General features: G+C 61.3%; 12 protein-coding genes. 7 read left to right on the top strand and 5 right to left on the bottom strand.

Features of this window, described 5'->3' with window-relative positions; genetic code table 11:
- Window positions 1-410: 410 nt before the first annotated feature.
- A complete protein-coding gene (locus AC5DC2_RS11535) occupies window positions 411-2,126 on the bottom strand; it encodes a CHASE domain-containing protein (protein ID WP_491698572.1) in 1,716 nt (571 codons plus the stop codon).
- A 320-nt stretch (window positions 2,127-2,446) separates the two neighbouring features.
- Here AC5DC2_RS11535 and AC5DC2_RS11530 point away from each other — a divergent pair, with 320 nt between their 5' ends.
- On the top strand, window positions 2,447-2,647 hold the full coding sequence (locus tag AC5DC2_RS11530; RefSeq protein WP_024710219.1) for a CsbD family protein: 201 nt from the start codon (window positions 2,447-2,449) through the stop codon (window positions 2,645-2,647).
- A gap of 140 nt (window positions 2,648-2,787) precedes the next feature.
- On the opposite strand, the gene AC5DC2_RS11525 is transcribed toward AC5DC2_RS11530, so the two are convergent.
- Window positions 2,788-2,952: a DUF1328 domain-containing protein gene (locus AC5DC2_RS11525; protein ID WP_024710220.1), complete on the bottom strand. Its 165-nt coding sequence runs from the start codon at window positions 2,950-2,952 to the stop codon at window positions 2,788-2,790.
- A 251-nt stretch (window positions 2,953-3,203) separates the two neighbouring features.
- Between AC5DC2_RS11525 and AC5DC2_RS11520 the strand changes: the two genes are divergently transcribed.
- The 5 genes from AC5DC2_RS11520 (at window position 3,204) to AC5DC2_RS11500 (ending at window position 8,700) form a co-directional block, all read left to right on the top strand.
- Complete coding sequence (locus tag AC5DC2_RS11520) at window positions 3,204-5,072, top strand: ABC transporter ATP-binding protein (RefSeq protein WP_491698571.1); 1,869 nt, start codon at window positions 3,204-3,206, stop codon at window positions 5,070-5,072.
- Between the two features lie 227 nt (window positions 5,073-5,299).
- Window positions 5,300-5,878, top strand: a complete 579-nt coding sequence (gene petA, locus AC5DC2_RS11515) for a ubiquinol-cytochrome c reductase iron-sulfur subunit (protein ID WP_491698570.1) — start codon at window positions 5,300-5,302, stop codon at window positions 5,876-5,878.
- 17 nt (window positions 5,879-5,895) lie between these two features.
- Window positions 5,896-7,173, top strand: coding sequence for a cytochrome b (locus AC5DC2_RS11510; RefSeq protein ID WP_036238563.1), 1,278 nt, complete (start codon window positions 5,896-5,898; stop codon window positions 7,171-7,173).
- 23 nt (window positions 7,174-7,196) lie between these two features.
- Window positions 7,197-8,054: a cytochrome c1 gene (locus AC5DC2_RS11505; protein ID WP_024710224.1), complete on the top strand. Its 858-nt coding sequence runs from the start codon at window positions 7,197-7,199 to the stop codon at window positions 8,052-8,054.
- A gap of 106 nt (window positions 8,055-8,160) precedes the next feature.
- Window positions 8,161-8,700, top strand: a complete 540-nt coding sequence (locus tag AC5DC2_RS11500) for an adenine phosphoribosyltransferase (RefSeq protein ID WP_024710225.1) — start codon at window positions 8,161-8,163, stop codon at window positions 8,698-8,700.
- 18 nt (window positions 8,701-8,718) lie between these two features.
- Here the strand turns inward: AC5DC2_RS11500 and AC5DC2_RS11495 are convergent, their stop codons facing one another.
- Both AC5DC2_RS11495 and ychF read right to left on the bottom strand, forming a co-directional pair.
- Window positions 8,719-9,210 carry a glutathione peroxidase gene (locus AC5DC2_RS11495; RefSeq protein ID WP_024710226.1) on the bottom strand — a complete coding sequence of 164 codons (492 nt, stop codon included), beginning with the start codon at window positions 9,208-9,210 and terminating at the stop codon, window positions 8,719-8,721.
- Between the two features lie 125 nt (window positions 9,211-9,335).
- Entirely contained in the window at window positions 9,336-10,439 is a 1,104-nt protein-coding gene (ychF, locus tag AC5DC2_RS11490; RefSeq protein WP_491698569.1) for a redox-regulated ATPase YchF, read from the bottom strand.
- 237 nt (window positions 10,440-10,676) lie between these two features.
- On the opposite strand from ychF, the gene clpS reads away from it, so the two are divergent.
- Window positions 10,677-10,988 carry an ATP-dependent Clp protease adapter ClpS gene (clpS, locus tag AC5DC2_RS11485; protein ID WP_024710228.1) on the top strand — a complete coding sequence of 104 codons (312 nt, stop codon included), beginning with the start codon at window positions 10,677-10,679 and terminating at the stop codon, window positions 10,986-10,988.
- An 18-nt stretch (window positions 10,989-11,006) separates the two neighbouring features.
- Here the strand turns inward: clpS and pth are convergent.
- Window positions 11,007-11,577, bottom strand: a 571-nt coding sequence (gene pth / locus AC5DC2_RS11480; protein WP_491698568.1) for an aminoacyl-tRNA hydrolase, incomplete at its 5' end; no start/stop codon positions are given.

The following is an 11,577-nucleotide window of genomic DNA, read 5'->3' as shown; positions in this document are numbered from 1 at the left end:
TAGCTCAGCTGGGAGAGCGCCTGCATGGCATGCAGGAGGTCAGCGGTTCGATCCCGCTTAGCTCCACCAATTTCCTGTTCTTATGTGTGTAAAGCGCGATCAAGATTGACCTTTTTCGGCTCGCTGTCAGCCAGCAGGCGTCTCAATCTGCATCGTTCATGACGACGGCAAGATTGTTGTCGAGCGGAAGGTCGCGCCGGGGGCCGCGCCGGGCAGGTTTCCGCAGCCCGGTCGCCGCCGGCTGATTGAAGACCCAGGCCAAAGCAGACAAAGCAGGCAATGGTCGAGAGGCCTGCTGCAAAGCCTATCCGGATCGTTCGCCAATTGCTTCTCACGCGCTTTTGCGGACCGGCGGCGCGCTGGCTTCTCCTGCCCTGCGTTTCGGCAGTTTTCAAGGAAAGCGCTATGCGCTAGCGGTCGGCAGATTTTCTCGCACGGCGGCGGCGCCAGCGCGGGCGGCGCTCGCCGGTCTCCGCCGGGTTGGGAAAGGCGATTTCGACGGTAAGCCCATCCTCGCGATAGTGCCGCTCGATCGTACCCTGCAGTTCGCCGATGATGTTGGCATCGATCAATCGGGTGCCGAAACCCTTGCGCTCGGGCTTGGCAACGCGCGCGCCGCCTTCCTGCCAGAGGAGCCTCAGCTTGCGCGCCGCGCCGGTTCCTTCATAGGTCCAGGTGACGTTCAGCTTGCCGCCGTCATTCGCCATTCCGCCATATTTGAGCGCGTTTGTCGCCAGTTCGTGGAAGGTCAGGCTGAAGGCCTGTGTGGCCTTCTCGTCAAGCTCGGCAGCCGGGCCGGAAACCTCGTAATGGGCATCCGCGTCGCCGAAGACCTGCTCGAGTTCCTTTGAGAGGAGCTCCCTGAGGTCGGCCCTCTGCCAGCGCGAGCGGGTGAGCACATCCTGCGCCGTGGACATGGCCTGAAGCCGTGCGGCGTAGGATTCCATGAACTGGTCGAGGCTTTCTGCATGATAGGCAGTCTGGCGGGCAATGGCGAGCATGCGGGCGATCGAGTTCTTGATCCGGTGCTTCATCTCCTGAAGCATCAGCTCCCGTTCCTGCAGCGATTTCTGGGTGACCCGCTGGACTTCCCGCGCCGCAGCCAGCGCCTTGATCTGCCATTGGGCGGCGAGGGCAAGCGCCACTGCCAGCAGCAGGGCGACGGAACCGACGACAAAGGGCGTGATGTCGAACTCGGCCTTCTCGAAGGCGGCGCTCGGCGCCATTTCCAGCACCCAGGTCCGCCCGGCGATATCGACTTCGCGTGTGACCTCGAGATCGCTGCGCTCCAGGGCGGCGTCGAAGGTCGATGACCTGAACAGCGGGGTTCCGGGCGCCTCCTTGTCGTAGGCCTCGATCGCGACCGGCACGGTCGGGCCGTCGTCCATCACCGCCTGGTAGAGATCGCCGGCGCGGAACGGTGCGTAGATGAAGCCCGAGAGCGGCAGGTTGCCGTCGGCGGAGTTCGGCCCCTCATCCATCTTGAAGGGCAGGTAGAGCAGGAAGCCCGCCTGCTTCTGCGCGGTGATCTCCTGGACGAGCTCGACCGGGCCGCTGGCGCGCGGCGTGTCCGTGGCAAAGGAATCTGCCATCGCCTCCCGTCGCACCGGTTCGCTGTACATGTCGAAGCCGATCGCCGCACGGTTGCGCTCGTCTTCCGGCTCGAGCAGGACGATGGCGGCACGGTAATCCTGATCGGTCTCCGGCCAGATTGCGATGTCATCGCTGTAAAAACGCGCGATCATGTCCTCGGCCTTGGCCTCGTTGCCGGCGTAGACCATGCGGGCAAACCCGATGCCCTGGATGCCGTCATAGCGGCCTTCTGTATCAAGGCCCTCGACATAGGTCCGGAAAGCCTCCCGGTCGACCATCCCGTCGGTCGCCTCGAAAAAGGCCTTGGTCGCCTCCAGGAGCGACATGTGCTGGTAGAAGCGCGAGACGATGCGGTCGACGGCATCGCCGGCGACCATCTCGAACTTGGCGCGCCGTTCGACCTCGGAGGCCCGGTAGATCGAAAACGACATGCCAAGCCCGATCGCGGCAACGACGACGAACACCAGTGCCGGCAAAAGCCGGTTCGGCGAAGGAAACCCGACCGCTCCAACTCTATCGAAAATCTTTCGCATGCTTTTTCGCGGCTGACCTAGATTGCAGGTTTGAACGCCGTTCCCGTTCCATTTCGCCCTGTCGGCGAAAATGTCTCTTTTCAATGATGTTTCGCCGATAAAACGCTCTGTTGGCAAACGTCCGGCCAAGGTGGCGGGTAAGCGCCTGCCGAAATAAAAAACGAAGCGCTTTGATTTACATCCCCTGTTTTTCAGATGTTGTCAATCAACCTGCCGCCGCCTTCAAAGGTCCGCCTAAACCTCCCGTCGTCACGGAACCGCAGCGATCCGTCGCGCGTTTACCCAACCGAACGACAAAGCAAGCTGAAAGGAGCAGGCTTATGAACTGGGATCGTATCGAAGGCAACTGGAAGCAGTTTACGGGTGAGGCACAGGCCCAGTGGGGCAAGCTGACCAATGACGACCTGGACGTCGTCGCGGGCAATCGCGAAAAGCTCGTCGGCAAGATTCAGGAGCGTTACGGCAAGGAACGTGACGAGGCCGAACGCGACGTCGACACCTGGATGTCGCGCATGAACTGATCGCGAAAGCGACGGACCAAACGAAGGCAGTGGCGGAGACGCCGCTGCCTTTTTCGTATCCGCTTCCGAATAAGGCGACGACAAACGAAAAGCGGGCCTTCCGGAGAAGGCCCGCTTCGAAGTCCGGTCGGGAGGAGGCCTCACCGGCTGCGCGCGAAGTTGACGATCACCGCAACGGCGAAGAACAGGAGGAAGAGGAAGAAAAGAATCTGGGCGATACCCGCGGATGCGCCGGCGATACCGCCGAAGCCGAGTGCGGCGGCAACAAGGGCAATGACCAGAAAGACAGCGGCATAGTAAAGCATGATACTCTCCTTTGTTTCATGCAGGAAAAACGCCTTCTCGCTGCCTCAGTTCCCCCCCGAAGCGCAAAAAGGCGGTCGCCGCCGCCCGAAACTGCCGGCAGCTTCCGGCTTTGGCAGGAGGTTTTGATTCACGGGAACACGGGGACGAAACCCGCGCCGAACAGACGGCTCTCCGCCGGAGATGGAGAGCCTCTCTCTTTTGATCAAACGATCATTGGCGCGCCTGCCGAATCCCTGTATCTCTTGCCGTCATGATATTTCAGCGCATTGCAGCATTGTTCGAGCGGTGGATCGACCCGCTGGCCGACAGCGCGCCGGAGCAGCCGCCGGAGAAGCTGTTTGCTTTTCTCTGGTTCTTCCTGCGCCAGGCGAAATGGCCGTTCTTTGCCATGCTCGTCGTCGGCGGCGGCGTTGCGGTCATGGAATCGGCTTCCTTCTGGTTCATGGGCGTGCTGATCGACATACTCGACGGCACGTCGCGCGAAGCCGGCTGGTCTGGACTGATGGCCGAACACGGCCCGGCGCTCATCGGTATGGCCTTTGCCATGGTTGTCGTCCGGGTGGGGCTTACCACGCTGCAGATGCTGATCGAGGAACAGACGATCGTTCCCGGCTTCAATAATCTTGTGCGCTGGCAGTCCTATCGCTATGTCGCACGTCAGTCGCTCGACTTTTTCCAGAATGATTTTGCCGGCCGGATCGTGACCAAGGTGACGGCGGCCGGCCAGTCGATCGGCGATCTGATGTCGTCGCTTCTGCAGGTCGTCTGGTTCATGGCGATCTACGCGATATCGACCATGGCGCTGGTGGCCGCGCTTGATTGGCGGCTGGCGGCGCTGATCGCGCTGTGGATCGCGATCTTCGCGGTGCTGGCGCGCTTCTTCGTGCCGCGCATCCGGGAGAATGCCCGTGAACTGGCCGAAGCCAATTCGATGATGTCCGGCCGGATGGTCGATTCCTTTTCCAATATCCTGACGCTCAAGCTCTTCGGCAGCGACGAAGGCAATGACGTCTATATGCGCGGCGGCTTCGAACGCCTGATCGCGCGCGTTCAGGTCTTTACGCGGCTGATCACCGGCGTGAGAGCCTCTCTCAGCCTGTTGTCGGGCGTGATGATCACCGCCATCGCGGCGCTTTCGGTGCATTTGTGGTTCTCGAGCGACATATCCTCGGGCGACGTCGCCTTCACGCTCGGCCTGTCGCTTCGATTGTCCATGCTGCTCGGGCGGTTGATGATGCAGCTGAACGGCATCATGCGCGCCATCGGCACGATCCAGAACTCGGCCGAGCTGATTTCGCAGCCGATCGGCCTTGTTGACAAGCCGGATGCCGTGCCGCTCGTCATGCGCAGCCCAGAAATCCGCTTTGATCATGTCAGCTTCGGCTATGACGGCGGCAAGGGCGTGATCCGCGATCTTGTCCTTGACATTCGGGCGGGCGAAAAGGTCGGCATCGTCGGCCGGTCCGGCGCGGGCAAGTCCACGCTCGTCAACCTTCTGCTCCGTTTCTATGACGTTGACAGCGGGCGGATCCTGATCGACGGGCAGGATGTCGCCGAGGTTACCCAGGAGAGCCTGCGCGCCCAGATCGGCATGGTGACCCAGGATACCGGCCTGCTTCATCGCCCGATCCGCGACAATATCCGTTTCGGCAATGAAAACGCCGATGATGACATGCTCTGGGAGGCCGTCGAGCGGGCGGAAGCCGACGGCTTTATCGCCGATCTTGCCGATTTGCGCGGACGCCGGGGCCTTGATGCCTATGTCGGCGAACGCGGGGTGAAATTGTCCGGCGGCCAGCGCCAGCGCATCGCGATCTCGCGGGTGATGCTGAAGGACGCGCCGATCCTTGTCCTCGACGAGGCGACATCGGCCCTTGATTCGGAGGTGGAGGCCGCGATCCAGGCCAATCTGATGAAGCTGATGGAGGGCAAGACGGTGCTCGCCATCGCCCATCGCCTGTCGACGATCGCCGCGCTTGACCGGCTGATCGTCATGGACAAGGGCCGGATCGTGGAGCAGGGCACACACGAGGCGCTGATCGAAAGGGGCGGCCTCTATGCGTCGCTGTGGGCCCGCCAGTCCGGGGGTTTTCTGCCGGAGCTTGCCGAGGAGGAATAGGGCCGGGTCGGTTTCGGCGCGCCGGCAAGGAGGGCGCATTTTCCGGCCGGTTCCGCCTGGTGCCTTTCCGATAACCATTGCCTGTGATTGAAATCGGTCAAACACTGGACATCCTGAATAATCATGCATAAAACTTGGCGATCATATGAACGTTGCCCAGGCGCTTTCGTTACGGCGAAGGAGGGACGTCACCGCAGGCAACGGCATCAGCTGATGGAGGGATAGCGGTGCAAGACGAGACTGTTTCGACGGATCATTCCGGCGAACCGACCCGGCGCGATTTTTTGTATCTGACAACCGGCGTGGCTGCTGCCGTGGGCGCGGCCGCCGTTGCCTGGCCGTTCATCGACCAGATGCGGCCGGATGCCTCGACGCTGGCCCTTTCGACCGTCGAAGTGGACGTATCCAGTCTCGAGCCTGGAATGTCGTTGACGGTGAAATGGCGCGGCAAGCCGGTTTTCATCCGCAACCGCACGGAACGCGAGATCGAGGAGGCGAAGGAGGTGCCGCTCTCCGAGCTCAAGGACCCGGAGGCGCGCAACGAGAACCTTCCGGCAGGATCGCCGGCGACCGATGTCGACCGTTCCGCCGGAGAGGCCAAGGAGAACTGGATCGTCATGATCGGGTCCTGCACCCATCTCGGCTGTATTCCGCTTGGCCAGGCCGGCGATTTCGGCGGGTGGTTCTGTCCCTGTCATGGCTCGCACTACGACACGGCGGGCCGGATCCGCAAAGGCCCCGCGCCGCAGAACCTTGCCATACCGCTATACGCATTTACGTCCGACACTGTGATCAGGATCGGTTGAGGGGGAGAGACTGAATCATGAGTGGACACTCGAGCTATGTGCCCAAGAACGGCATGGCGAAATGGATGGATGCGCGCCTGCCGCTGCCCCGGATGCTGTATGACAGCTTCGTTTCCTATCCCGTGCCGCGCAATCTGAACTACGCCTATACATTCGGCGCCATGCTGTCGGTCATGCTGCTGGTGCAGATCGCGACCGGCGTCGTCCTGGCCATGCACTACACGTCATCGACTTCCGCCGCCTTCCTGTCGGTCGAGAAGATCATGCGCGACGTGAACTACGGCTGGATGCTGCGCTACATGCATGCAAACGGCGCGTCATTCTTCTTCATCGCGGTTTATCTGCATATCGCCCGCGGCCTTTATTATGGCTCCTACAAGGCGCCGCGCGAGATCCTGTGGATGCTCGGCGTGGTGATCTACCTGCTGATGATGGCGACCGGCTTCATGGGCTACGTCCTGCCATGGGGGCAGATGTCGTTCTGGGGCGCGACCGTGATCACCGGCTTCTTCACCGCCTTTCCGTTGATCGGCGACTGGATACAGCAGCTTCTGCTGGGCGGCTTTGCCGTCGGCGAACCGACGCTTCAGCGCTTTTTCGCGCTCCATTACCTGCTGCCCTTCATGATCGCCGGCGTCGTCGTGCTGCATATCTGGGCGCTGCATGTAACCGGCCAGACCAACCCGACGGGCGTCGAGGTCAAGCAGAAGAGCGATACCGTGCCGTTCACGCCCTATGCGACGCTGAAGGACGCGTTCGGCGTGACGATCTTCCTCATCGCCTATGTCTGGTTCATTTTCTACATGCCGAACTATCTCGGCCATCCGGACAATTACATTCCGGCCGACTCGATGAAGACGCCGTCCCATATCGTGCCGGAATGGTATTACCTGCCCTTCTACGCGATGCTCCGGGCGATCACCTTCGATGTCGGCCCGATCGACTCGAAGCTCGGCGGCGTGCTGGTGATGTTCGGTTCGATCATCATCCTGTTCTTCCTGCCCTGGCTCGATACGTCAAAGGTCCGCTCTGCCGCCTACCGGCCGTGGTTCAAGTTGTTCTTCTGGCTGTTCGTTGCCAATGCGATCATGCTTGGCTGGCTCGGTTCGCAACCGGCGGAAGGCGTGTTCGTGGTCATGTCGCAGCTTGGAACGCTGTTCTATTTCGCGTTTTTCCTGGTGCTGATGCCGGTGCTCGGCCTGATCGAGAAACCGACCCGGATACCGAATTCGATTACCGAAGCGGTCCTCGAAAAGGAGGCCGCGCGCAAGAAGCCGGCCGAGAGCAAGACGTGATGCGTGGCGAGAGGGGAAAAAACATGAAAAAGCTTATCGCCACGGTTCTGTTCTCGGCGCTTCTTTCGCCCTTCTGTCTCACCACGGCTCTCGCCGCGGAAGACGGGGAGGAAGGCGGCACGCCGCATTATCCGCTGGAACATCCGGAGCAGATGGACTGGAGCTTCGCCGGTCCGTTCGGCACCTATGACCGCGGCCAGCTGCAGCGCGGGTTGAAGGTCTACAAGGACGTCTGCTCGGCCTGCCACTCGCTCGACCTGGTGGCCTTCCGCACGCTCTCCGATCTCGGCTATTCCGAAGAGCAGGTGAAGGCCTTTGCCGCCGAATACGAGATCGAGGCCGGACCCGACAATGACGGCAACATGTACATGCGGCCGGGCATTCCCTCGGACTATTTCCCGGCGCCGTTCGAAAATCCCGAGCAGGCGGCGGCCTCCAACAACGGCGCCGCGCCGCCGGACCTGTCGCTGATGGCGAAAGCCCGCGGCATAACGCGGGGTTTCCCGACTTTCGTCTTCGACATCTTCACCCAGTATCAGGAGGGCGGACCGGACTACATCCACGCGCTTCTGACCGGTTATGAGGAGCCGCCGGAAGGCGCGGAAATTCCGGCCGGCACCTATTACAATCCCTATTTCGCCAACGCCGCCGCGCTTGCCATGGCGCCGCCGCTTTCAGACGGGATCGTTTCCTATGATGACGGCGCGCCGGAGACGGTGGATCAGTACTCGCGGGACATCGCGGCCTTCCTGATGTGGACGGCGGAGCCGAAGCTTGAGGAGCGCAAGCAGACGGGGCTCGTGGTCATGGTGTTCCTGGTGATCATGGCGGTTCTGGTGTTCCTCACGAAAAAATCGGTCTATGCCCGCAAGCACGATTGATTTTTCGTGTCGGGACGTGAACAAGGAAAGGCGGCCGCGGCCGCCTTTTTGATGGGCGGCCCGAGCGCCGCGCCTGGAAGAAAGACCAATTGAAGGACGTCAGAAGATGAGTGCCAATCCTGAATTGCTCAAAGCCATTCGCTCGATTCCGGATTATCCGAAGCCCGGCATCATCTTTCGCGACATCACCACGCTTCTCGGCGATGCGCGCGCCTTTCGCCGCGCCGTCGATGAACTGGTGCAGCCCTATGTCGGCATGAAGATCGACAAGATCGCCGGGATCGAGGCGCGGGGCTTCATTCTGGGCGGAGCCCTCGCGCACCAGCTTTCGGCCGGTTTCGTGCCGATCCGCAAGAAGGGAAAGCTGCCCGACAAGACCGTCTCCATGACCTATTCGCTGGAATATGGCGAGGACGAGATGGAGATGCATGTCGACGCCGTCAAACCCGGCGAAAAGGTCATCCTGGTCGACGATCTGATTGCGACCGGCGGCACGGCCGAAGGCGCGGTCAAGCTCTTGCGCCAGATCGGCGCCGAGATCGTTTCGGCCTGTTTCATCATTGATCTCAAGGACCTGCCCGGCCGCAGAAAGCTTGAGGATATGGGCGTCGAGGTTCGCTCGCTGGTGCAGTACGAAGGCCACTGAGGCCTTCGCGGCAGGACCTTACGCCCTGGCAGCGGCCAGCGCGTCGTTGATGTCGTCCTGGATGTCCTCGGGCTTGACCGTCGGGGCGTAACGCTTGATCGGCTCGCCATCGCGGCCGATCAGGAATTTCGTGAAATTCCACTTGATGATGCCGGATCCGAGAAGGCCCGGACGTTCCTTCTTCAGATATTTGAACAGGGGATGGGCATCGTCGCCGTTGACATCGACCTTTGCGAACATCGGAAAGTCGATATCGAACTGCGTCTTGCAGAAATAGTCGATCTCGTCTTCATCCCCCGGTTCCTGTCCGCCGAACTGGTTGCAGGGAAAGCCGAGCACGGAAAAGGCCTGTTCGCGATATTTCCGGTAAAGATCCTCCAGCCCTTCATATTGCGGCGTGAAGCCGCATTGGCTCGCGGTGTTGACGATCAGGAGCACATGGCCCTTGTAGTCGGAAAGGTCGACGGTCGTGCCGTCGATGCTCTTGGCTGAAAAATCGTAGATGGTCATGTGCTGTTCGCCCGGCTGTTGCTATCGTTGAAGATAGGTGGGGCAGGGGCGCGCGCTCTTCAAGCGAAAAAGAAAGGCCGGTTCGCGAGCGACCGACCTTCCCGATGGACCTGATGTCTTTTCGCCTACGTATTGAACCGGAAGTGGATGACATCGCCGTCCTGGACGACATACTCCTTGCCTTCGTCGCGGGCCTTGCCGGCTTCCTTGGCGCCGGTCTCGCCCTTGAAGGCGATGAAGTCGTCATAGGCGATGGTGAAGGCGCGGATGAAGCCGCGTTCGAAGTCGGTGTGGATCACGCCGGCCGCCGCAGGCGCCTTGGTGCCGCGGCGGATGGTCCAGGCGCGCGTCTCCTTCGGGCCGACGGTGAAATAGGTGATCAGGTCCAGAAGCTCGTAGCCCGCCCGGATCAGCCGGTCGAGGCCTGCTTCCTCAAGGCCCATTTCGGAGAGGAACATCTCCGCTTCCTCGGCATCGAGCTGGGCGACTTCCGCCTCGATGGCCGCGGAGATGATGACCGTTCCGGCGGACTGTTCGGCAGCCATGGCCGCGACCTTCTCGGTCTCGGCATTGCCCTTGGCCGCGTCGCCCTCGGCGACATTGCAGACATAGAGCACCGGCTTCGAGGTCAGAAGGTTCAGCCCCTTGAGGATCTTGATGTCTTCCGCATCGAGCTCGTTCAGCAGCGAGCGCACCGGCTTGCCGTCCTGAAGCAGTTTCAGCGAGGCTTCCATGACCGGCAGCAGGGTCTGCGCCTCCTTGTCCTTGCCCGTGGCGCGCTTGCGGGTCTGGTCGACGCGGCGCTCCAGGCTTTCAAGGTCGGCGAGCATCAGCTCTGTCTCGATCGTATCGGCATCAGCCACCGGGTCGATCCGCCCCTCGACATGGGTGATGTCGTCATCCTCGAAGCAGCGCAGCACATGGACCACGGCGTCAACCTCGCGGATATTGGCGAGAAACTGGTTGCCGAGGCCCTCGCCCTTGGAGGCGCCGCGCACGAGGCCTGCGATATCCACGAAGGAAATGCGTGTCGGAATGATTTCCTTCGAGCCGGCAATCTTCGCGAGTTCCGCCATGCGCGGGTCGGGCACGGCGACCTCGCCGGTATTGGGCTCGATCGTGCAGAAGGGATAATTGGCGGCCTGAGCTGCGGCGGTCTTGGTCAGCGCGTTGAAGAGGGTCGACTTGCCGACATTGGGCAGGCCGACAATTCCGCATTTGAAGCCCATGGGGATATCCTGCTTAAAAATTCGTTTCCTGGCCCGTGGCTATGGGCGATGAAGGCGGCAGAGGTCAAGGCCTCATCGCCGAGGAGGCGCTTTTCTCGCGGCCGGACTTGCGAAAAACGGGTCGAGGGCGCAAGATAGGGCTATTGCGGTTTGTCAGTTTCTGACGGTAAGCGTGCGCTCGGGCGCCGGCCGCACATTCTTCATATTCGAACGTTGGAAAGAAGGAACGGGTCGGCCATGAGCGACACGGGCTCCGATACGAAACGCAAGACTGCGACCAGGTTGAAGGTGGCCAAGCCCCGCCTCTACAAGGTCATTCTCGTCAATGACGACTTCACCCCGCGCGAATTCGTGCTGGTCATCCTCAAGGCGGTTTTCCGCATGAGCGAGGAACAGGGCTACAATGTGATGATGACGGCCCACCAGAAAGGCAAGTGCGTGGTCGCGGTCTACAGCCGTGATATTGCCGAGACCAAGGCCAAGGAAGCCATCGATCTGGCGAAGCAGGCCGGTTTTCCGCTGATGTTCATCACCGAGCCGGAGAACTGAGCCGCCCGGGCCCGTGCGTCAGTCCTTCTTCTGGCCGAACATTTTCTTCAGCATGTCGGCCATGGGGCCGCTCTCGGGCATTGTCTGCTGTCCGCGCTGGCGAGCCTTGTGGATATGCGATTGTGCCTTGGCGGGCTTGGGCGCGGGTTTTTCCGGCGCTGCTGCTCCGCCGGTCGCGATTCTGTTCATGAACAGCGAATCCTCGCCGCGCACCAGAAGATCGGCGTTTTTTGCAATGCCCTCCAGCAAGGGCTCCAGCCATTCGCTGTCCGCCTTGGCGAAATTGCCGAGCACGTGGCCATGCACGCGGGCCTTGTCGCCCGGGTGGCCGATGCCGAGACGCAGGCGCCGGTAATCCTTGCCGCAATGGGCGTCGATCGACTTGATGCCGTTATGTCCGCCGGAGCCGCCGCCGGTCTTGATCCTTGCCTTTCCGGGGATCAGGTCAAGCTCATCATAAATCACCAGCAGATCCGAGACGGAGAGCTTGTAGAAGCGCAGCGCTTCGCCCACGCTCTCGCCGGAAAGGTTCATGAAGGTTTGTGGCTTGATCAGCAGCACCTTCTCGCCGGCAAGGCTTCCTTCGGAA

Source organism: Martelella sp. (genome assembly GCF_984369615.1).
This window is presented reverse-complemented; position numbering and strand designations above follow the sequence as displayed.

Coding starts and splice junctions, on each gene's coding strand:
- clpS (WP_024710228.1), top strand. CDS start 10,677: ATGAGCGACACGGGCTCCGATACGAAACGCAAGACTGCGACCAGGTTG.
- AC5DC2_RS11510 (WP_036238563.1), top strand. CDS start 5,896: ATGAGTGGACACTCGAGCTATGTGCCCAAGAACGGCATGGCGAAATGG.
- AC5DC2_RS11495 (WP_024710226.1), bottom strand. CDS start 9,210: ATGACCATCTACGATTTTTCAGCCAAGAGCATCGACGGCACGACCGTC.
- AC5DC2_RS11520 (WP_491698571.1), top strand. CDS start 3,204: ATGATATTTCAGCGCATTGCAGCATTGTTCGAGCGGTGGATCGACCCG.
- AC5DC2_RS11530 (WP_024710219.1), top strand. CDS start 2,447: ATGAACTGGGATCGTATCGAAGGCAACTGGAAGCAGTTTACGGGTGAG.
- AC5DC2_RS11505 (WP_024710224.1), top strand. CDS start 7,197: ATGAAAAAGCTTATCGCCACGGTTCTGTTCTCGGCGCTTCTTTCGCCC.
- ychF (WP_491698569.1), bottom strand. CDS start 10,439: ATGGGCTTCAAATGCGGAATTGTCGGCCTGCCCAATGTCGGCAAGTCG.
- AC5DC2_RS11535 (WP_491698572.1), bottom strand. CDS start 2,126: ATGCGAAAGATTTTCGATAGAGTTGGAGCGGTCGGGTTTCCTTCGCCG.
- AC5DC2_RS11525 (WP_024710220.1), bottom strand. CDS start 2,952: ATGCTTTACTATGCCGCTGTCTTTCTGGTCATTGCCCTTGTTGCCGCC.
- AC5DC2_RS11500 (WP_024710225.1), top strand. CDS start 8,161: ATGAGTGCCAATCCTGAATTGCTCAAAGCCATTCGCTCGATTCCGGAT.